Below are 20,159 nucleotides of genomic sequence, written 5' to 3'. Positions count from 1 at the left end.
GGCATCGGCCATGTCCAATCTGCCCCCCGGAAACGTTCTCCCCGGGCTGAGGTTCAAGCAGCGCTTTCCGCTGCTGTCCCTCATTTTCGAGCGTTGCCTGCTCAGCATCGTCCTGCTTTTCGCAGTCTCGATCCTGATCTTTGGCGGCCTTGAAGCACTCCCTGGCGATTTCGCCACCACCTATCTCGGCCAGTCGGCAACGCCGCAGGCCGTCGCCAACATCCGCGAGGAGCTTGGCCTGAACCGCCCGGTCGTCACCCGTTATGTCCAATGGCTCGGCAATGCCGTGCAAGGAGACTTCGGCACATCCTGGGCCAGCAAGAATTCTGTCAGCGAACAGATCGGTAAACGCCTCGGCAATTCGCTGTTTCTGGCCGGCTTTGCCGCGTTGATCTCGGTTCCGCTGGCCGTTTCTCTCGGCATGCTCGCCGTCCATTTCAGAAACCGAATGCCGGACAAGATCATCAACGTCATCTCACTGGCGGCGATCTCCCTGCCCGAATTCTTCATCGGCTACCTGCTCATCATGTTCTTCTCGGTGAAATTCGGAATCGCGACATTTCCAGCAACGGTTTTCGACGGCATGGGTTTTGTCGAGCGGTTGCAGGCGATTGCCCTGCCGACGGCGACACTGGTTCTCGTCGTGCTGGCTCACATGATGCGCATGACGCGCGCGGCAATCCTGTCCGTCATGTCCTCGGCATATATGGAGACGGCCGAATTGAAGGGCCTTTCCGCCTTCCGTGCCATCGTCAAGCACGCCGCCCCCAATGCTCTGGCACCGATCATCAACGTGATCGCGCTGAACCTTGCCTATCTGATCGTCGGCGTCGTCGTCGTCGAAGTCGTCTTCGTCTATCCGGGTATGGGCCAATATATGGTCGATGCAGTGACGGTGCGCGACATGCCCGTCGTCCAGGCCTGTGGCCTGATCTTTGCAGCCGTCTACATCTTTCTCAACATGACGGCCGATATCCTCGCCATCGTCGCCAACCCACGTCTGAGGCATCCGCGATGAGATTGAGAGACATCCCCATCACGGCCTGGGTTGGCATCATCGGTATTTTGATCGCCTTCATCTGCGCCATCTTTGCACCCTGGATCGCCCCCTATGGCGAGACGGAAGTCGTCGGTAACGTCTGGCAGGCCGCGGACGCACAATACTTCTTTGGCCTCGACAATCTCGGTCGCGATATTCTGTCGCGTCTGATCTACGGCACCCGCACGACGCTGTCCGTCGCGCTGGCGGCAACGATTATCTCCTTCTCGCTCGGCATTATCCTCAGCTTCACCGCCGCGGTCTCGCGCGGATGGATCGATACTATCTTTTCGCGCTTCAACGACTTGATGATGTCCATCCCGACGCTGATCTTCGCGCTCGTCGTGCTGGCCGTCCTACCGCAAAACCTAATCGTGCTGATCCTCGTCATGGCGATCCTGGACTCCACCCGCGTCTATCGTCTCGGCCGCGCCGTGGCGCTCGATGTGGCGGTTATGGAATTTGTCGAGGCGGCGAAGCTTCGCGGCGAAGGCAAGATCTGGATCATCTTCCGCGAGATCCTGCCGAATACGCTGTCGCCGCTGCTGGCGGAATTCGGGCTACGCTTCGCCTTTTCGATCCTGTTCCTCTCCACCCTGTCCTTCCTCGGCCTCGGCATCCAGCCGCCGGCAGCCGATTGGGGCGGTATGGTCAAGGACAACAAGGACGGCATCATCTTCGGCATCTCTGCCGCGCTCGTGCCGGGCTCCGCCATCGCGGCGCTGGCAATCTGTGTCAATCTGGTGGTCGACTGGCTATTAAGGCGAACCTCCAGCCTCAAGGGAGGACGTGGCGATGCCTGAGCTTCTTTCCGTTCGCGACCTCAAAATCGAGGCAACGAGCTATCCGCCCGGCGAGCCGCCGAAACGTGTCACCATCGTCGACGGCGTCTCCTTCGATCTTCAGAAGGGCAAGGTGCTCGGGCTGATCGGCGAGTCCGGTGCCGGCAAATCGACCATCGGCCTTTCCGCCCTTGCCTACGGGCGCGGCGGAGCCGAAATTACCGGCGGTCAGGTGCAGCTCGACGGCACCGACATCCTGCCCCTTGGCAAATCCGGCATCCGCAAGATCCGTGGCGCGCGGGTCTGTTATGTCGCACAGTCGGCGGCCGCCGCCTTCAATCCCGCGCATCGGCTGGGCGATCAGGTGATCGAGGCTACCGTGAAGCACCGCCTGATGGCGAAGGAGGAGGCGAGGAAGCGCGCGCTCTATCTTTTCCAGGTGCTCGGCCTGCCTAACCCGGACACCTTCGGCGATCGCTATCCACACCAAGTCTCCGGCGGCCAGCTGCAGCGCGCCATGACCGCGATGGCGCTCTGCTCCAATCCCGAGCTGATCGTCTTCGACGAACCGACGACCGCGCTCGATGTGACAACGCAAATCGATGTGCTGGCGGCAATCAAGCACGCCATCGAAGAGACCCATACCGCCGCCCTCTATATCACCCATGACCTTGCCGTCGTCGCGCAGATTTCCGACGACATCATGGTGCTCAGGCACGGCAAGACGGTGGAGTACGGCAGCGTTCAGCAGATCATCGAGGAGCCCCGACAGGACTACACCCGCGCGCTCGTCAATGTCCGTCAGGAAGCGCGCGCCGAAGCCACCGATCAGTCGAACGCGCTTTTGAAAGTGGAGAACATCAGCGCACAATACTCGAATGGTTTCAAAGTATTGCACGATGTTTCTCTACACGTCCCTAAAGGGCAGACATTGGCTGTGGTCGGTGAATCTGGGTCCGGCAAGTCAACGCTCGCCCGTGTCATCACCGGTCTGCTGCCGCCGAGCGACGGGCGGATTTCCTTCGACGGCAAGTCTCTGACACCGGCCTTGAAAAGCCGCTCACGAGAGGAGCTGCGGCGCATCCAGCTGATCTACCAGATGGCTGACACCGCGATGAACCCGCGCCAGACCGTGCGCGATATCATCGGCCGCCCTTTGACCTTCTATGACGGTCTGCGCGGTGCGGCGAAGACAGCGCGCGTGAAGGAACTGCTCGACCAGATCGAGATGGGCAACGGCTTCATCGACCGCTATCCGGCAGAGCTTTCCGGCGGCCAGAAGCAACGCGTCGCCATCGCACGGGCGCTAGCGGCAAAGCCGGAACTCATCCTCTGCGACGAGCCGACATCGGCGCTCGATCCGCTCGTTGCCGAAGGCATACTGAAACTGTTGCTGAAACTGCAGGAGGAGGCGCATCTCTCCTACGTTTTCATCACGCACGACATCGCTATCGTAAGGGCTATCGCCGATAGCGTGGCCGTGATGCACCGTGGGCGGCTCGTTCGCTTTGGGCCGAAGTCCCAGGCGCTTTCGCCACCGTTCGACGACTATACCGACCTGCTGCTGAAATCCGTGCCTGAGATGGAGATCGGCTGGCTGGAGCGAGTGTTGACAACACGGAAGATGGAGAGCGCCGGAAACTAGAGCAATTCCAGGAAAAGTGCATGGCAGGTTTTCCGTCAGGAATTGCGTGAAAGCAAAGAGATAAAACACTTCAGAGTTTCCATGAAAAACTGAAGCGCTTTAGAAGGCTCGACATCTTCGACCCGAAGCCCAAATCTGACCATGCCGACAACATCGGAATAGAAAGCCATGACTGAACGCAGCTTCACGATCATCGAAAATCACTGGATCACCCTCAAGGATGGCACGCGCCTCGCCGCACGGATCTGGATGCCCGGTGGCGCCGATAGCGACCCCGTACCGGCGGTCTTTGAATTCTTGCCATATCGCAAGCGCGACGGTACGAGCCTGCGCGACGAATCCACCTATCCGGTCTTTGCGGCAGCCGGTATCGCCGGCGTGCGTGTCGATATTCGCGGCTCCGGTGAATCCAGCGGCATCATCGACGGCGAGTATACCGAACTGGAGCTCGCCAATGCCTGCGAGTTGATTGCCTGGATCGCGGCGCAGCCCTGGTCGAACGGTTCGGTGGGGATGATGGGCATCTCGTGGGGCGGCTTCAACTGCCTGCAGGTCGCGGCCCTCAAGCCGCCGGCCTTGAAAGCGGTGATTTCCATTGCCTCCACGGTCGATCGCTACAATGACGACATTCATTACAAGAACGGCTGCCATCTCTCAGCACAGCTTTCGTGGGCGGCGACCATGCTCGCCTACCAATCGCGCTCACCCGATCCGGCCATTGCCGGCGACGACTGGAAGCGCATGTGGCTGGAACGCCTCGAGCAGGAACCATTCTTCATGGAGGAATGGCTACAGCATCAGCGCCGCGACGATTTCTGGCGGCACGGCTCGATCTGCGAGGATTTTGCCGGCTTCGATGTTCCCGCCATCGTCATCGCCGGTTGGGCAGACGGATATCGCAACACCCCGCTGCTGGCCGTCGAGGGGCTCGGAGATACGGCGAAAGCGATGATCGGCCCGTGGGTGCACAAATATCCGCATTTCGCCTGGCCGAAACCACGCGCCGATTTTCACGGCGAGGCGATTGCCTGGTGGAACCGTTGGCTACGCGGCGAGCAAAACGGCGCCGAAACCATGCCATCCGTCCGCGCCTATATTCTCGATGCCGTAAGGCCCGCCACGCGCCGCGATTTCGATCCCGGCTTCTGGATTGCCAAACGGGATTGGCAGCCGCCCGAAATGCAGTGCTTCTATGTCGAGCAGTTCGGCACATTGATGGAGGGCATGCCCATCCCGCATGCGCCGGAACATCCCGCCTACCTGCGCTCCCCGCTCGACACGGGCACGGCCTCCGGCGAATGGTTCACCTTGAAGCCCGACGCGGAACTGGCGATCGATCAGCGCCTGGATGATGCGGGTTCCCTCACCTTCCAGACCGCGTCGTTGATCGAAGATCACGACTATCTCGGACGGCCGGTGGTGACATTGACGCTCAGATGCGATGCCGAAACGGCCAACCTCTGCGCAAGGCTGGTCGATATCCATCCCGACGGGACGGCCACGCGCGTCTCCTTCGGCGTTCTCAACCTCGCCCATCGCAGCGGCAATGCCGCGCCGAAGCCGCTGCCAAAGGGGGAAAAGGTCCAGGTCACCCTCGTACTCGATGCCTGTGGCTATCGTTTCCGCAAGGGGCATCGCATCCGCCTGTCGCTGTCGACGTCTTACTGGCCTATGGTCCTGCCGCCGCCGGAAAACCCCGGATTGACGATCGACATTGCATCCATCGGGCTTGGCCTGCCCTTGCTCGGCACGTACGAACCGATCGACATCAAGCAGCCGGACAATCCGGATCCGCTGCCGAAATACACAGAACACGCGCCGGCCTCGACAAAACGGCAGGTGGTGCGAGATCTTTCCGCAGGCCTTACTCGCTATGAAATTCATGAGGATACCGGCCTTTTTGAACATCCGGATACAGGTCTCGCTACTCGACAATTACGCGAAGAGGTCTGGTCGATCGCACCAGACGATCCGCTATCGATGACAGGTGTATCGACTTGGACCTGCGACATGCAGCGCCCAGGCTGGTTCGTGCGCACGATCGCGACATCGTCCATAGCCTGCACGGCAAAGGACTGGATCATCAGCGCTTCGGTGGTTGCCTACGAAGGCGAAACGCAGATTTTCGAAAAGACTTTTGAAGAGAAGCGCATCGCTCGCGACCTGATGTAGTTCAGCGTGAACCCGTAAACCGGCTTGCCGCCGCGCAGACGGCGGCAAAGCCATTGCGTGCGCCGTCGCTCATATGTCGTGCTCGCAGCCATGCATGCACCATTTGCGGTTCCTCGCGAAACCAGACCTCGACCCCGGCTTGCGCGAGCCGCGCCGCAAAATTGCGGCCGTCGTCGCGGAGCGGATCGTAGTGCGCCACAGTCATAAAGGTACGTGGCAGATCGGCGACGGACGACAAGGCGAGAGGTGCCGAAACGGGATCCCCCTGTGGCGCTTGCAGAATTTCCCGGTAGTAGGCGACATCGGCGGTCGTCAGCCCGGGCGCCTCCGCCATTTCCACATAGGAACCTGAAGCCAGATCCCCACCCAAGGCCGGATAGATCAAGATCTGGCCGTCAATCCCCGAAAGCCCCTCGGATTTCGCCCGCACGGCCAGGCCTGCAGCGAGGTTGCCGCCGGCACTATCGCCGATCAGCACGACCTTCGTCTTCTGTGCGAGCAATTGTTTGAGGACACTGAAGCAATCGTCGGTCTGGGCCGGCCAGCGATATTCCGGCGCCAACCGATAATCGACCGAAATCAGCTCCGCGCCAGCATGATCGGCAATCTCGGCGCATATGGCGTGATGGCTCTGAAGCGAACCAACGACGAAGCCGCCGCCATGGAGATAGAGCAATTTCGTGTCGGTGCGGATTTGGGCGGGCACATAATATCGGACCGGGATCGCACCGGAAACAACATCATCCCTGATCTTCATGTTCTCTGGCAGCGGGCGGTCGAAGCGTGCGCACAATGCGTCATACCATTGCCGCTGCTGCGTGATCGAGGCTGAGACCGCGTCCGGCGGGTAAAAGGAATCGCAGATCTCCATGAACTGCAAGATGCCCGGCTCAGTGGGCATGGGACGCTGCATGGAAGCCATTGGATATCCTCGCTCGTGCACGTCTACACAGGATAGCGCAGGAGCTCGAGTTAATGCTGATCTGCCTACGGCCGGCCTCGCCGCAATGGCGACATCGTCCGGTTTTCAGATCGGTTTAGTCAGCCGCAATCACACTCTTCGACGGCAGCGAGAAGCCTGTCGGCATTTGCATGCACTGCGCGTTGGACCAGCTTAACGCCGCAAGCGCGAGAGCCGCGCCAATTACTAGCCGAAGCATCATATTCCCCCATCTGCCTGCCATCACGGCGAGCCGAGAGTCTCGTGCATGGTCAACAAGGAGCCCGAATCAAGGCGATACGGACTCCACTTGAAGCAAGTCGTGAAGCCGGCTTATGGCAAAGCCATGGCACGCAAGAACACATGCAAGTGATCGGCGTCGGACGCGCAACCTCAATCGCTGCGTTCACCTTGCCGTATATTGATCATCCGTCACATGCTCCAGCCATTCGACAACCTTGCCGTCGAGATGCTCCTGGATCGCGATATGTGTCATGGCCGTTGTCGGCGAGGCGCCGTGCCAGTGCTTCTCACCGGGCTCGAACCAAACGACATCGCCCGGCCGGATTTCCTCGATAGGACCGCCTTCGCGTTGAACGAGACCGAAACCGGCTGTAACGATCAGCGTCTGCCCACGCGGATGCGTATGCCACGCAGTTCTTGCGCCCGGCTCGAACGTGACGCTGCCCGCCGCACCTCGGCGCGCATCGTTGGCGGCAAACAAAGCGTCGATGCGTACCGTACCGGTGAACCAGTCGGACGGCCCTTTGGCGGAAGGCTGCGTACCGTTCTTCTTGATATCCATAGTGGTGTCCTCTGCTGATGCTGGCGTAGCGGCACATGTCCATCGGAGACAATTTAACCCACCATCCAAAGAGCGGTAGGGGCTTGTTCATGCATGGACTTATGAATCGGAACGATAAATCGCTTTTCCAGCGCCAAGCAAATGAGCAAGCCGTTCGCTGTTGAGAGCGCTCGCATCGCTTTGCATATCCTTAGACCAATGGCGAGGATACACCTTGAACGCCTTAACGGCTCGATGACAGCTTAGCCTGCCATCAGCGCGCGAATATTGCGATCGGCTGACTGCAGCAGCTCGAAGGCTTTGTATCGGCGTTCATGCATTAGCTTGATTGCACCATCGGCCGGCTCGAAACGTTTGGCGAGCCGCGACATGACGGCCATCGCCTCCAAAAGCGAGCCGCAATGTCCGCCGGCCGTCGCTCCGAGCATGGCAGCACCGAGAAGAACCGGTTCCTCCGTATCCGCAACCGCAACCGGTGTCGCCGTCGTGTCCGCGAGAAGCTGCCGCACAAGCCCACTCTGGGCCGCGCCGCCGCTTGCGATAATGAGATCGCGGGCAATGCCATACTGCGTGAGTTTTTCGAGCAATTGCCTCAGGCCGTAGCCGATTCCGCAAAGCCCGGCGATATAAAGGGCAACGAGATCATCAATGCCGGTTTCCAACCCAAGGCCGGAAATGACTGCGCGCGCATCCGGATCGGCGTAGGGTGACCGGTTGCCGAGGAATTCGGGAACGACCTGGATCGATTGCGCAAGCTTCACCGCATCGGATGCACGCCCGCCGGCTTTTGTCGCCTGCCGGTCGAGCCACGCGACCAGCGAAAGACCCTCGGCTTCAGCCTTCTGGCGGGCTTCATCGGTTGCCGGATGCATGGTGACGAGATGATCGATCGCGGCGCCGGCAGCCGACTGGCCACCTTCCGTCAGCCACAGGCCCGGCACCATCGCGGAAAAATAAGGGCCCCAAACGCCGTCGACAAACACTGCCTCTGCGCTCGAGGCCATCGAGCAGGCCGAGGTGCCGAAGATATATGCAAGCCGGTTCCTGACATCCGCACCGCCGTCTGCTCCCTGCCCGCCCAGCGTCCCGACACCGCCGGCATGGGCATCGATGAGCGACGCGCCGACGGGCGTTCCCAAGGCAAGACCGAGATCGCGCGCCGCCCACTCGTTCAAGCCCGCGCCAAGCGCTGCGCCCGGCTCGACGATGTCCGTTCCGATACGCACGAAACCTTCATCCGCGAGTTCGCCGAGGCCAATATCCTTGAAATATTGTGCGTCCCAGCGCTTCTCATGAGCGAGATAAGTCCATTTGCAGGTTACTGTGCAGACTGATCTCTGCAGCGAGCCGGTCGCTCGCCAAGTGAGATAATCGGCCAGATCGAAGAAATGGTCGGCGGCTGCGAAAGAATGCGGCAGGTTGCGCTTCAGCCAAAGCAGCTTCGGCGTCTCCATCTCGGGTGAGATCCGGCCGCCGACATAGCGCAGGACGGCATGATTGCCGGCGTTGATCTCCGCCGCCTCGCCAGCCGCACGATGATCCATCCAGACGATGATATTGCGATGGGCATCGCCCGATGGCCCCACAGCCACGGGGCTGCCATCCGCCTTCACCGCGACCAGCGAGCAGGTTGCATCGAAGCCGATGCCGCCGACATCCCTGGATGCGATCTTCGCCGCGGCGACAGCCTCTTTGACGCTCTCGCAAACCGCCTTCCATATCTGCTCGCTCGACTGCTCGACGATGCTGCCGGCCTCATGCCAGATGGTGATCGGCCGCTTGGCGGCTGCGAGCAAATGGCCATGCGCATCGAAAACGCCCGCCCGGGCGCTGCCCGTGCCGACATCGATGCCGATAAAATAAGGTGCCGTCATCAGAGATCCGTACTCAAAGGCAGGATCACGAGATCCCGGATTACGATATTACGCGGTCTGGATAGCATGAAGACCACAGCTTCCGCCACTTCCGTCGCCTCCATCAGACCGCCGGCGGCAATCGCCTCGTCCAGTTTAGCCTGTGGCCAGTCGCTGATCAGCGCCGTCACCACCGGACCCGGCGCCACGGCGCCGACGCGGATGCCGTGCTTGGCGACCTGACGACGAACCGTATGCGTGAAGGCCTGAACGGCATGCTTGGATGCCGTATAGATCGGCTCCCATACCACCGGCACCAAGCCGGCGATCGAGCTGGTCATGATGATATCGCCGGTCTTGCGCTCGATCATGTGGGGCAGCACCATCCGGACCGATCGGAACGCCGCGTTGATATTCAGATCCAACATCCGGTCCCAGGCATCCGGATCGCCTCCCGCGACCTCGCCGCCGATATAGGCGCCGGCATTGGCATGGAAGATATCGAGCTTGCCGAACTTGCCGAGGATCTGCGGCATCATCGTCGCCACGCTCTCGGGGTTCAGGAGATCGACGACGACGGGAAAGGCATTCGGCCCGAGCTCGGCGCAAAGGCTTTTCAGGCTGTCCTCGGCCCGATCGACGAGGGCGACGCTGGCGCCCTCGCTCAATAGCGACTTGGCGCATTCCAGGCCAATTCCAGACGCGGCCCCGGTGATGGCGGCGACTTTGCCGGCAAAATCCTGTCTCATAACAATCCTTACCTTCTTGAAGAAATCAGCCGCGCCCATGCGAGGCGCGGGAACGACGGGCGAGCGAGTCGACGATGACGGCAACGGCAAGAACTGCGCCTGTAATCATGTAGCGAAGCGCCGACGACAGATCGAGCATGGTGAGGCCGCTGCCGATCGACTGGATGACGATGATGCCGAGCAGAGCGGAATAGGCGCTCCCACGGCCACCAAACAGGCTCGTACCGCCGATGACGGCTGCTGCAATTGCATTCAGATTGACGTCGCCGCTGCCCGCCTGCTGGCTGGCCGACGCCAGGCGCGCAGCCGCCAGCACGCCGCCAAGGGCCGCGAACATGGCACAAAGCACGAAGGCGCTGGTATAGATGCGCCTGACATTGATACCGGCACGGCGCGCAGCCTCGCGATTGCCGCCAACGGCAGACATCGAGCGGCCCCATTGCGTGCGCGTCAGCGCGTAATCCATGACGATAACAAGCACGACAAAGAGAGCGAACATCCAGGGAATGCCGCGATCCTGATTGAGATAGAAGGCGACGAATTCCAGAGCCACGGTGATGACAGCCGCCTTCACCAGCAATCCTCCGACCGACGGTGCCGAGAGGTTTGCCTGCTTGCGTCGCCGTACCGCGCTCAAGCCGCTGATCAGCATGACCGCACCCGGAATGAGCGCGAAGACATAGGCAAGCGGACGCGGGATGACCAGCAACTGGCCAAAGTTCACGATCGCCGAGCCATAGGGCAGGTTGATCGAGCCAGTCGCACCGAGCAGATAAAGCTGCATGCCCAGCACTGCGAGAAGGCCTGCCAATGTAGCAACGAAGCTCGGCATGCCCAACCGATTGAACAGCACAGCGTAGATGGCACCGATCACGCCGCCGACGACGAGCGCGGCCAGGATAGCCAAAACGACCGGCCAGCCTTCGTTCACCCAGAGCATGCCGACCATGGCCGAGGCAAAGCCGCTGATAGAACCAACGGAAAGATCGATCTCGCCGACCATCAGCACGCAGACGATGCCGAGCGAGATGATGCCGGCGGTCGAGGCGTCGAACAGCAGGTTGGCGAGGTTGTTGCTGGAAAGGAAGGTCGGGTTGAGCGTGCCGAAGACCGTCCAGATGATGACGAGACCAACGACGACCGGCAGCGAGCCCAAATCGCCGGAGCGGACTTTATCGATCGACGCGCGGATGGTGGCCGCAAGCCCGGTGTCGTGGTTGACGCGGACATCGCTGCGGTCGAGCAGCATGGTGGATTGCTTGCTGTCCTGGCTCATGGCTGGCCCCCTTCTCTCTGTTCCTGCTGGGCCTGACGCCGCCCCGCCCGGCGCGACACGGCATTTTCCGTGGCTCCGGTGATGGCGCTGACGAGTTCCTGGTTTGACGTGTCGGGATAGAAGATCCCGTTGTTGCGGCCGAGGCGCAGCACGACGATACGGTCGGCGACGGCGCGGACGTCCTCCATGTTGTGACTGATCATGATGACGCCGAGGCCTTTGTCGCGGACGCGTTCGATGAGGTTCAACACCTCGGCTGTCTGCGCGACGCCAAGTGCTGCGGTCGGCTCGTCAAGCATGATGAGCTTCGGCTCGAGCAGCAGCGATCGGGCGATCGCCACCGTCTGTCGCTGGCCGCCCGAAAGCGATGCGATCGGAATGCGAACGCTTGGGATTCGGGCGGCAAGCTCGTTGAGCAGCGTCCAGGCGCGAACTTCCATCGCGGTTTCATCGAGCTTCATCGGGCTCATTTCCCGACCCAGAAAGATGTTGGCAACGACATCGAGATTCTCGCAAAGCGCCAGATCCTGAAAGACCGTAGCTATGCCGAGATCGAGCGCAGTTGACGGATCGCTGAGCGTGACCTGCTTCCCGCGAAATGTGATCGTGCCTGAACTCGGCTGGTGCACGCCGGCCAGAACCTTGACGAGTGTCGATTTGCCGGCCCCATTGTCGCCTACAAGTGCGACGACTTCACCGGCATGCACATCGAGGTTGATATCCGTCAGTGCCGAGACGGCGCCGAAGTGTTTGGAGATGCCTTTGAGGCTGAGCACAGGCTCGCCCGACGGGGCTCTTTGGTCGGAAGCGTCACTCATGACTGGCCACCTTCTCGGATTGAAATAGGACGAGTTTCCGGCCGCCGACGCGGCCGGATCTGACAAAAGGCTCAGCTGCCGATGCCGAGCTTCTTGCAGCCGTCGGCATAGCGGTCGATGCAGAGCTGTGCCGGCGTCTGGATCGGCTTGTCGTTGACGGTCTTGTCGATGATCTCGGCCTTCAGATTTTCAGAGGTCACCAGGGCCGGCGTGAAGAGCTTTGTCGGCGTATCGAACAGCTTCGTGTCGGCCTTCGGCGCCTCGCCCGATAGCAATTCGATGGCGACGTTGGCAGCAGCCGCAGCCACAATCTCGCTCGGCTTGGAAATCGTATTGTACTGGTCGCCGGAAATGATGAGCTGCAGGCCAGCAATGGTGGCGTCGTTGCCCGTTACCGGCGGGACGGGATCATAGCCGGCCGCCTTGAAGGCGGCGACAGCAGCACCGCCCGTACCGTCATTGGCAGCGACAACGCCGAGGATCTTCTTGCCGAAGCGGGTGATCTGGCCGCTCGCCCACTGCTGCGCCTTCGGCGGCGCCCATTCCGGCGTATCGAATTCCGCCAGCACCGGATAGCCGCCGTCGGCGAGACCGGCATGGATACCCTTCTTGATCAGGCCGGCGGCTGCATCCGTCGGCGAGCCGTTGATCTCGAGAAGGCCGCCGTCACCCGCTTTCACGCTTTTGGCCTTCAGGTGATCGACCAGTGACTTGGCGATCATTTTGCCGATCTCTTCGTTGTTGAAGGAGACGTAGTAGTCGGCGGCAGCCGACGGGATCGGGCGGTCATAGGCAATGACCTTAACGCCCTGACTCTGCGCCAGCTTGACGAGCGAGGCGGCGGCCGTCGAGTCCACCGGATCGAGCACTATCGCCTTCGCACCCTGCGAGATCGCCGAGTTGAACTGCTGCTGCTGACGCGAAGCGTCGCCATTGGCATTCTGATAGATGACCTTGCAGCCAGCGCAGAGCTTCTTCATCTCAGCCTGGAAGCCTGGGAAATCGTGCTCTTCATAGCGTGTCGAGCTCTGGTCCGGCATCAGGAAGGCGACGGTCGCGTCCGTCACCTTGGCCGACTGCGCGAAGGCGGAAGTGCCGGCCAGAACTCCGGCAGCAAGCACGGCGGCGCCTGCGATTTTCAGTGTGAAATGCTTCATTGGAATTTCTCCGTTCCAAATGGTAATAGTTTCCCTCGATCATCACGGCTGTTCGCACGCGATGCTCTTCTTTGGTGGTTCGCCGAGAGCGGCCATGTGACCGACGCGACTGTAAATTTTGGACAAAGCTTTTCCTTCGAGCGGCAAAGATGCCTGCCCGTTCGCTTGCCTCAAATCGTGATACTCCTCCCTGTCCTCCCTTTTGTTAGGCGGCCTCCACCGCGCGTGCGTGCTGTGCCAAAAGCGATCTGAACCGTGAGGGCGCCATGCCCTTCTGATCCAGAAAACGCCGATTGAAATTCGAGATATTGTTGAAGCCTGCTGCAAAGCAGATGTCGGTGATCGTCATCTCGGCCTTGCTCATTAGCAAATGGCAGGCGAAGTTGATGCGCAGCCGATTGACGTATTGAACAAGCGCCATGCCGGTGTGACGGCGGAAGCTGCGGGAAAAGGCGCTCGGGCTCTGGCCCGTCAGTTCCGCGAGATCGCATTCGCCGAACGGCTCTGTCAGATGCGCATTGATATAAGCCAGCGCCTGGTTGACACCCGCAGACATGAAGCCGGAAGGATCCGGCTGATAGCCGGCACTAGCGAGCGTACGCGTATCTTCGGCGCGGCTCATGGCATCGAGAATATTCATGAAGAGTTCGATCCGGCGAATGCCCGATGCCTCGACCAACTTTCCGAGGATCGGGCCGACGACGATGGCCGTCTCAGGCGTGAAGAGCGCACCCCGACGGCTCGTCTCCAATATGCCCGTGCAGGCCGACAGTTCGGGAAAGACCTTGCTGGCGTCGGCAAAGAAGGATTCGGAAAATTGCAGCACACGACAGCGCAGCGGCAGGGTGACGCCGGCGGGCACGTCGCTCACCCAATTATGCGGCAGGTTCGGACCCGTGAGGACCAGATTGCCGGGCTCGAACTCGCCGATGAAGTCACCGATGAAATATTGACCCGTCGTTGTGACGACATGGTGGATTTCATATTCGGGATGAAAATGCCAACGAACCGTGCGGTAGGGATAACCGTGCTCCCACGCCTTGAAGGATTCCCCGCTGCCGATCGCGACCACTTCCAAATCGGGATTCATCAGCCAACCTCCTTTCGTCCGTCCGCATGCTGCTAGGGCTGCGGCGCCTCCTCCCAGAGGCCATCACGTCGTCCATGAGGTCAAATCTACGCCTTGCGGCAACCTGCCGCTACTACGCCCTGTACGCTTAACCGATACTTTTTTGACATGGAGGGTCGCTTATTTGCCCGAATGTGCAGTGCGGGATGAGCGCTGCAATGCCGAAGCACTGATATCAAGCGCGAGGCGCAGAGAGTCTGCTTAGAACTGACAGCGATCTACGGCCAGCGTGCCGCTGGTCAGCCCCCACCCGCAGACCGCTGGCTTTGTTATTTCTTCTTGTCCTGATCGTGATGCCACTTGATGGCGAAGAACATACCCGTGCCTAACACGACAACCTTGAACGCAATGAAGACGATAGGGAACCAATCCCACATTTTGATATTTCCAGGCTATTACTTGACGCTATGTATCGTGAGGATCACCACCTCAAATTGCTGCTTCAGCAGCCTCATTTTTTCAAATCATCGTCGAATCCAACTTCGATTATTGCAGTCTCTGTCACGGCGCAGCTGCGCCATCATCCATCTCGGCGTGGCGGTGAGCAGTTCAAGATGAATTCCTGCAGACCTTAGTTCGCCGAGTGCGGGGGCTCGGTTTCCGGCAGGCGAACGAGCTTGCCCTCTTCTGCCTTGTAGAAATACTGGCTCGCAACCAACCAGCCTTTGAGCGGCCGAAGCGGTGGAATGCAGGTCGCCAGCATAAACGGCCCCGTCACCAGGAAATGAACCCAGATCGGCGCAGAAAAGGCGACTTCGAGCCAAACACCAAGCAGCACGCTTGGAATGCAGGCAAAGCAAATCACGAAGAAAGCCGGCCCATCGGCAGGATCGGCAAAGGAATAATCCAGACCACACGCTTCGCATTCCTTGCGAAGGGTCAGAAAACCATCAAACAGACGGCCTTGCCCGCAACGGGGGCAACGGCAACGAAGGCCGGTCTGCAAAGGGCTCAGCGGCGGATAATCGGCGTCCATAGCGGCACCACTCCTGAATCAATAACAAATGCGCATGCAATCAATTAATCCGATTGGATGCATTCAATATAACTACAATGAATGCAACATGCGAGTCTATTCGCCAGAATGACGCAGGCACGCTGAAGCGAACGTGCCTAGCGCCGTCGCATCTAAGCCGATCTTTTTCCGGTCAATCGCGAATGCCGCAAACGGCTAAAAGAAGGATGCCGCCATTTCCGGCGGCCCTTCCAGGGCGTGCGCCATGAAGTCCAGCGCGCTACGCAACGCCTCCCTGCCGATCGGGCCGCCCAGGCAGACGCGAACCGCCTCCGGAGCGGCACCCTCCACCGTAAAGGCATCGCTCGCCACGACGCCAATTCCCGCATTGCGCATGTGGCTGCTGAACGTCGCGCGCGTCCAGCCATTGCCCAAAGGCAGCCATATATTGAAACTGATCGGATCGGCGCGATAGCTGCCGGAAGGCAATATATCCGCGACCATCTTCTGGCGTGCAGCAGCCTCGGTGCGGATAAAGCGCAGAATGCCATCAGCCGTTCCGTCCTCGATCCAGCGGGTCGCAAGCGCCGTATTGAGCGGCGATGCCATAACGTTGCTGCTGCGCAGAGCGCTGACAAAAGGCCATGTCGTCTTCGTATCGGGCGCGACGACGAAGGCGAGACGAAGTCCTGCACCGAGGCATTTCGCCAGTCCGCCGATATGCCAGGTGATATCGGGCGCTATCGCACCAATCGGCGCCGGCGCATCCAGGGGAATGAAGCCATAGGCATCGTCCTCGATGACAGGCACTCGATAGGTCCGCGCAACGGCAGCAATCGCCTCACGTCGCTCATGCGGGACGGTGAGAGTCGTCGGATTCTGCAGCGTCGGGTTCAGATAAAGTGCTTTTGGTTGCAGACGTTTACAGCTTTCCGCAAAAGCATCGGGTGAGATGCCGAATTCATCCATCGGCAAACCGACGAGATTGAGCCTGAGTTGGGCCGCAATCGAACGCATCCCGGGATAGGTGATGTTTTCGGACAGCACGGTATCGCCGGGCTTGGCCAACAGGCCGAAGATTGCCAGCAGCGCCGGGTGTGCGCCGGGCGTTATGAAGATGCGCTCCTGCGCCGGATTGATGCCGCGCCGTCCAAGCCAGATCGCGGCGGCCTCCTTGTCCATGGCCGCGCCTCCAAAGCCCTGATAACGCAACAGGGAAACGAGATCGGCGGAAACGACGGATAAACCCTCGCGCATGCGAGCAAGAAGATCCGGCTCATTCGGCTCCGGCGGCAGGTTCATGGAAAAATCGATCGCCGACGCACGACGCGGGTCCGACGCCGTATCTATCGCAAATCCACGGCGTTCACGCTCCTGTTTGCCTGTCACGAACGTCCCGCGCCCGACATGGGAATCCACCAGTCCCCGCTTTTGCGCCTCAACATATCCGCGCGCCACCGTCGTGAAATCGATATTAAGGCTTTTGGCAAGCACACGCTGCGGCGGCAGGCGATCCCCCGCGACCAGAACACCGCTGCGCAAATCCATTTCAATGAGGTCTGCGATGGCGATATAGCGCGGACTGGAGGAGCGGCTGAGGTCGGGGTACCAGTTCTTCATTCGATGCTCCGCAGGGCGAACCGGCAACTGAAAAGGCAATCGCACCGGCATTGATGGTATATTGTTGCATACAACAGAGCCCATGTAGAGTTCCCAACTCCACATTTCATCCATCAAACGACCAAATGTCGCAACATCTTCCCACATCGCGGTTAGGCGCCGGAACCTATGGTTTTGGGTCGATAGCTTTCGAACACAGATGAAAACGCAGTCGGCCCGCCAGTTGCCCGGCGGGCCGACCATCCAGTCAAATAACCGTCAACGATCAGTCATCGTTTATTTCGTCTGTGCGTCTGCCGCTTTGACTTTCGCTTGATCGTCGACAAGTTCGTACCACATGGCATTGAGAACGGCGAATGCCGCCGCCAGGGGAAAGCCGAGAAGCCAGGCAAAGTACCACATAGGAAATCTCCTCAGGATCAGTAGGCGTGACCGCCCTTGTCGTTGACCGTCTTCTCGTCGACCTTGCCCCACAGCACATGATAGACCCAGGCGGTGTAGGCGAGGATCATCGGCAGGAAGATGATGGATACGACGAGCATGATGAACAGCGTCATGTGACTGGACGAGGCATCCCAGACCGTGAGGCTGGAGCGCGGATCGAGCGACGATGGCAGAAGGAAAGGAAACATCGACAGGCCAACCGTCGAGATTATGCCGAAGATCGCAAGCTTGCTGAGGAGCAAGACCGTGACTTCACGCCGGCCGAGCATGGCGAGCAAGGCGGCTATTGTCCCGACAAAGCCAAGAACAGGTGCGATTATCATCCACGGATGGGCGTTGTAATTGGCGAACCAGGCCTTGGCGCTGTGTTCGACTGTCTTCAGCAACGGGTTTGACGGCCCGTTGGTATCAATAGCACTTGCGATGTGATAGCCATCGACCCCCATCCACAGAAACACGCCGCCAAGCGCAAAGAGCACGATCACCATCAGCGCGGCGATGATGCCGAAGCGACGCGCGCGCTGCGCAACGATGCCATCCGTCTTCACCAGCAACCAGGCCGCGCCATGCATGACGAGCATCGCGACCGAAAGGACGCCGCAAAGCAAAGCGTATGGGTTGAGAAGCGCGAAGAAAGATCCCTCGTAATAGATGCGCATGTCGTTATCGAAGCGGAACGGCACGCCTTGCAGCACATTGCCGACAGCGACACCGAAGATCAGCGACGGAACGAAGCCTCCGATGAAAAGCGCCCAATCCCATCCTGCTTTCCAGCGAGCGCTCTCGCGCTTGGAGCGATATTTGAAGGCAACCGGCCGCAGGATCAGCGCAAAGAGGATGGCGAACATGGCGAGATAAAAGCCGGAGAACGATACGGCATAGAGCGGTGGCCACGCGGCGAAGATCGCCCCGCCTCCGAGGATCAGCCAAACCTGATTGCCTTCCCAGGTCGCGCCGATCGAGTTGATGGCGATGCGCCGCTCCGTATCCGTCCTTGCGACGAACGGCAGCAGCGTCCCGACGCCGAGGTCGAAGCCGTCGGTGACGGCAAAGCCGATCAGCAGCACGCCGAGAAGCAGCCACCAGATGACACGCAGGGTTTCGTAGTCGATCAATTCATGCAGGATCATGACGGGTCACTCCGCGGCCGGAACAAGGTTTTCGGAAATCAGCTTGGCCTCCGGTTCGTCATCCGGTTCGGGACCTTTGCGGATCGCCTTGATCATCAGCGTCATCTCGATGACGATGAGCACGGTATAAAGCGCGGCAAAGCCGAGGATGGTGAGAAGCACGGTGCCGGCGCCAAGGTTGGAGACCGCCGCCGCCGTCGGCAGCACGCCTTCGATGATCCACGGCTGGCGACCGAACTCCGCAACGACCCAGCCCAGCTCGATGGCGACCCAGGGGAGCGGGATAGCGAAGACGGCAATACGCAGAAGCAGCGGATAGTGATCCAGCCGGCGTCGCGCTGACAGCCAGAAGAAGACCGCGGTCAGCAGGATGAAGAACATGCCGAGACCGACCATGATGCGAAACGCCCAAAAGATCGTCGGCACATGCGGAATGGTATCGCGCGCGGCCTGAGCGATCTGCTCTTCCGTCGCCTGACGCGGATCGTCGACATATCGCTTCAACAGCAGCGCATAACCGAGCTCATGACCGATGTCCTCGAAAGAGGTGCGCGCTGTCGCAACGTCCTGCGAAGCCTGACCGGGCGTCGCCGGATTTGCCGCGCGGATCTTCATCAGCGCATCATAGGCCTTGATACCCTGACGAATATGATCCCTCGCCTGCGCCTCGAGCTTGTCGATGCCGGCAATTTCCGTCGTCAACGAGCGTGTGCCGATCAGACCCATGGCCCAGGGAATGTGGATAGCATAATGCGTTTCGCGGGCTTCCTGGTCCGGAAAACCGAAGGCGGTGAAGGCGGCCGGTGCTGGCTCCGTCTTCCACATGGCCTCGATCGCGGCGAGCTTCATCTTCTGATGCTCGGTCGTCAGATATCCGCTCTCATCGCCAAGCACCACGACGGACAGCGCCGAGGCAAGACCGAAAGAGGCCGCAACTGTCATCGAACGCTTTGCGAGCTCGACGCTGCGACCCTTCAGCAGATACCAGGCCGAAACGCCCAGCACGAAAACCGAAGCGCAGACATAACCGGCAGAAACGGTATGAACGAACTTTGCCTGCGCGACCGGATTGAAGACGACATCGAAGAAGCTGACAATCTCCATGCGCATGGTCTGCGGGTTAAGCGCCGAGCCTATCGGGTTCTGCATCCAGCCGTTGGCGATCAGGATCCATAGCGCCGAGAAATTCGAGCCCAGCGCCACAGCCCAGGTCGCGACCAGATGGCCGACCTTCGAAAGCTTGTCCCAGCCGAAGAAGAACAGGCCGACAAACGTCGCCTCGAGGAAGAAGGCCATCAACCCCTCGATCGCGAGAGGCGCGCCGAAGATATCGCCGACATAATAGCTGTAATAGCTCCAGTTCATGCCGAACTGGAATTCCATCACAATGCCCGTGGCGACGCCGAGAACAAAGTTGATGCCGAAGAGTGTACCCCAGAACTTCGTCATCTGCCGCCATATCTGACGGCCGGTCATGACATAAGTGGTTTCCATGATGGCAAGCAGCACGGAAAGGCCGAGCGTCAACGGCACGAATAAGAAGTGATACAGCGCCGTCATGGCAAACTGCAGGCGCGACAGCGCCACGATATCGAGTTCCATAGTCTTTCTCCCACCCCCTGCGGTGTGAATACGACGCCATTCG

17 protein-coding genes are annotated in these 20,159 nt (G+C 60.0%); 4 read left to right on the top strand and 13 right to left on the bottom strand.

Annotated elements, in window-relative coordinates; genetic code table 11:
- Positions 1-10 precede the first annotated feature (10 nt).
- The 4 genes from HGP17_RS13970 to HGP17_RS13955 all read left to right on the top strand — a co-directional run bounded on the left by HGP17_RS13970 (position 11) and on the right by HGP17_RS13955 (position 5,638).
- On the top strand, positions 11-1,018 hold the full coding sequence (locus HGP17_RS13970) for an ABC transporter permease (RefSeq protein WP_168809850.1): 1,008 nt from the start codon (positions 11-13) through the stop codon (positions 1,016-1,018).
- Positions 1,015-1,842 (top strand): ABC transporter permease, encoded by an 828-nt coding sequence (locus HGP17_RS13965; RefSeq protein WP_168809848.1) that lies wholly within the window; start codon positions 1,015-1,017, stop codon positions 1,840-1,842. The genes HGP17_RS13970 and HGP17_RS13965 overlap by 4 nt, the downstream gene beginning before the upstream one ends.
- Complete coding sequence (locus HGP17_RS13960) at positions 1,835-3,466, top strand: ABC transporter ATP-binding protein (RefSeq protein WP_168809846.1); 1,632 nt, start codon at positions 1,835-1,837, stop codon at positions 3,464-3,466. The genes HGP17_RS13965 and HGP17_RS13960 overlap by 8 nt, the downstream gene beginning before the upstream one ends.
- 168 nt (positions 3,467-3,634) lie before the next feature.
- Positions 3,635-5,638, top strand: a complete 2,004-nt coding sequence (locus HGP17_RS13955) for a CocE/NonD family hydrolase (protein WP_168809844.1) — start codon at positions 3,635-3,637, stop codon at positions 5,636-5,638.
- Between the two features lies 1 nt (position 5,639).
- Here HGP17_RS13955 and HGP17_RS13950 read toward each other — a convergent pair whose 3' ends face one another.
- The 13 genes from HGP17_RS13950 to HGP17_RS13890 all read right to left on the bottom strand — a co-directional run bounded on the left by HGP17_RS13950 (position 5,640) and on the right by HGP17_RS13890 (position 20,116).
- Positions 5,640-6,560 (bottom strand): alpha/beta hydrolase, encoded by a 921-nt coding sequence (locus tag HGP17_RS13950; RefSeq protein ID WP_168809842.1) that lies wholly within the window; start codon positions 6,558-6,560, stop codon positions 5,640-5,642.
- 424 nt (positions 6,561-6,984) lie between these two features.
- Entirely contained in the window at positions 6,985-7,383 is a 399-nt protein-coding gene (locus HGP17_RS13945; protein WP_168809840.1) for a cupin domain-containing protein, read from the bottom strand.
- Between the two features lie 242 nt (positions 7,384-7,625).
- Complete coding sequence (locus HGP17_RS13940) at positions 7,626-9,257, bottom strand: FGGY-family carbohydrate kinase (RefSeq protein ID WP_168809838.1); 1,632 nt, start codon at positions 9,255-9,257, stop codon at positions 7,626-7,628.
- Positions 9,257-9,985, bottom strand: a complete 729-nt coding sequence (locus tag HGP17_RS13935) for an SDR family oxidoreductase (protein WP_168809836.1) — start codon at positions 9,983-9,985, stop codon at positions 9,257-9,259. The genes HGP17_RS13940 and HGP17_RS13935 overlap by 1 nt, the downstream gene beginning before the upstream one ends.
- Before the next feature lie 25 nt (positions 9,986-10,010).
- Entirely contained in the window at positions 10,011-11,261 is a 1,251-nt protein-coding gene (locus tag HGP17_RS13930) for a sugar ABC transporter permease (protein WP_168809834.1), read from the bottom strand.
- Positions 11,258-12,079, bottom strand: a complete 822-nt coding sequence (locus HGP17_RS13925) for an ATP-binding cassette domain-containing protein (RefSeq protein WP_168809832.1) — start codon at positions 12,077-12,079, stop codon at positions 11,258-11,260. The genes HGP17_RS13930 and HGP17_RS13925 overlap by 4 nt, the downstream gene beginning before the upstream one ends.
- Before the next feature lie 71 nt (positions 12,080-12,150).
- Positions 12,151-13,236: a sugar ABC transporter substrate-binding protein gene (locus HGP17_RS13920; protein WP_168809830.1), complete on the bottom strand. Its 1,086-nt coding sequence runs from the start codon at positions 13,234-13,236 to the stop codon at positions 12,151-12,153.
- Positions 13,237-13,441: 205 nt separating this feature from the next.
- Entirely contained in the window at positions 13,442-14,326 is an 885-nt protein-coding gene (locus tag HGP17_RS13915; protein ID WP_168809828.1) for an AraC family transcriptional regulator, read from the bottom strand.
- Between the two features lie 610 nt (positions 14,327-14,936).
- Positions 14,937-15,341, bottom strand: coding sequence for a DUF983 domain-containing protein (locus HGP17_RS13910; RefSeq protein WP_168809825.1), 405 nt, complete (start codon positions 15,339-15,341; stop codon positions 14,937-14,939).
- Between the two features lie 195 nt (positions 15,342-15,536).
- Positions 15,537-16,940, bottom strand: a complete 1,404-nt coding sequence (locus HGP17_RS13905) for a PLP-dependent aminotransferase family protein (RefSeq protein WP_168809823.1) — start codon at positions 16,938-16,940, stop codon at positions 15,537-15,539.
- Positions 16,941-17,216: 276 nt separating this feature from the next.
- Positions 17,217-17,342 (bottom strand): cytochrome bd-I oxidase subunit CydX, encoded by a 126-nt coding sequence (gene cydX / locus HGP17_RS13900; RefSeq protein WP_168809821.1) that lies wholly within the window; start codon positions 17,340-17,342, stop codon positions 17,217-17,219.
- Positions 17,343-17,359: 17 nt separating this feature from the next.
- Positions 17,360-18,514: a cytochrome d ubiquinol oxidase subunit II gene (gene cydB / locus HGP17_RS13895; protein WP_168809819.1), complete on the bottom strand. Its 1,155-nt coding sequence runs from the start codon at positions 18,512-18,514 to the stop codon at positions 17,360-17,362.
- 6 nt (positions 18,515-18,520) lie between these two features.
- The gene (locus HGP17_RS13890; protein ID WP_168809818.1) at positions 18,521-20,116 is read right to left on the bottom strand and encodes a cytochrome ubiquinol oxidase subunit I; all 1,596 of its coding nucleotides are present in this window, start codon (positions 20,114-20,116) and stop codon (positions 18,521-18,523) included.
- Positions 20,117-20,159: the final 43 nt, after the last annotated feature.

The sequence above is a fragment of the Rhizobium sp. P38BS-XIX genome (genome assembly GCF_012641435.1).
Lineage (GTDB): Bacteria > Pseudomonadota > Alphaproteobacteria > Rhizobiales > Rhizobiaceae > Rhizobium.
The sequence above is the reverse complement of the archived record's forward strand: the minus strand, read 5'-3'. Positions and strand labels throughout refer to the sequence as shown.

Bases quoted from the DNA above. Each gene is read 5' to 3' on its own strand.
- cydB (WP_168809819.1), bottom strand. From the start codon at position 18,514: ATGATCCTGCATGAATTGATCGACTACGAAACCCTGCGTGTCATCTGG.
- HGP17_RS13920 (WP_168809830.1), bottom strand. From the start codon at position 13,236: ATGAAGCATTTCACACTGAAAATCGCAGGCGCCGCCGTGCTTGCTGCC.
- HGP17_RS13940 (WP_168809838.1), bottom strand. From the start codon at position 9,257: ATGACGGCACCTTATTTTATCGGCATCGATGTCGGCACGGGCAGCGCC.
- HGP17_RS13905 (WP_168809823.1), bottom strand. From the start codon at position 16,940: ATGAAGAACTGGTACCCCGACCTCAGCCGCTCCTCCAGTCCGCGCTAT.
- HGP17_RS13965 (WP_168809848.1), top strand. From the start codon at position 1,015: ATGAGATTGAGAGACATCCCCATCACGGCCTGGGTTGGCATCATCGGT.
- HGP17_RS13915 (WP_168809828.1), bottom strand. From the start codon at position 14,326: ATGAATCCCGATTTGGAAGTGGTCGCGATCGGCAGCGGGGAATCCTTC.
- HGP17_RS13955 (WP_168809844.1), top strand. From the start codon at position 3,635: ATGACTGAACGCAGCTTCACGATCATCGAAAATCACTGGATCACCCTC.
- HGP17_RS13970 (WP_168809850.1), top strand. From the start codon at position 11: ATGTCCAATCTGCCCCCCGGAAACGTTCTCCCCGGGCTGAGGTTCAAG.
- HGP17_RS13960 (WP_168809846.1), top strand. From the start codon at position 1,835: ATGCCTGAGCTTCTTTCCGTTCGCGACCTCAAAATCGAGGCAACGAGC.
- HGP17_RS13935 (WP_168809836.1), bottom strand. From the start codon at position 9,985: ATGAGACAGGATTTTGCCGGCAAAGTCGCCGCCATCACCGGGGCCGCG.
- HGP17_RS13890 (WP_168809818.1), bottom strand. From the start codon at position 20,116: ATGGAACTCGATATCGTGGCGCTGTCGCGCCTGCAGTTTGCCATGACG.
- HGP17_RS13950 (WP_168809842.1), bottom strand. From the start codon at position 6,560: ATGGCTTCCATGCAGCGTCCCATGCCCACTGAGCCGGGCATCTTGCAG.
- HGP17_RS13945 (WP_168809840.1), bottom strand. From the start codon at position 7,383: ATGGATATCAAGAAGAACGGTACGCAGCCTTCCGCCAAAGGGCCGTCC.
- HGP17_RS13925 (WP_168809832.1), bottom strand. From the start codon at position 12,079: ATGAGTGACGCTTCCGACCAAAGAGCCCCGTCGGGCGAGCCTGTGCTC.
- HGP17_RS13910 (WP_168809825.1), bottom strand. From the start codon at position 15,341: ATGGACGCCGATTATCCGCCGCTGAGCCCTTTGCAGACCGGCCTTCGT.
- cydX (WP_168809821.1), bottom strand. From the start codon at position 17,342: ATGTGGTACTTTGCCTGGCTTCTCGGCTTTCCCCTGGCGGCGGCATTC.
- HGP17_RS13930 (WP_168809834.1), bottom strand. From the start codon at position 11,261: ATGAGCCAGGACAGCAAGCAATCCACCATGCTGCTCGACCGCAGCGAT.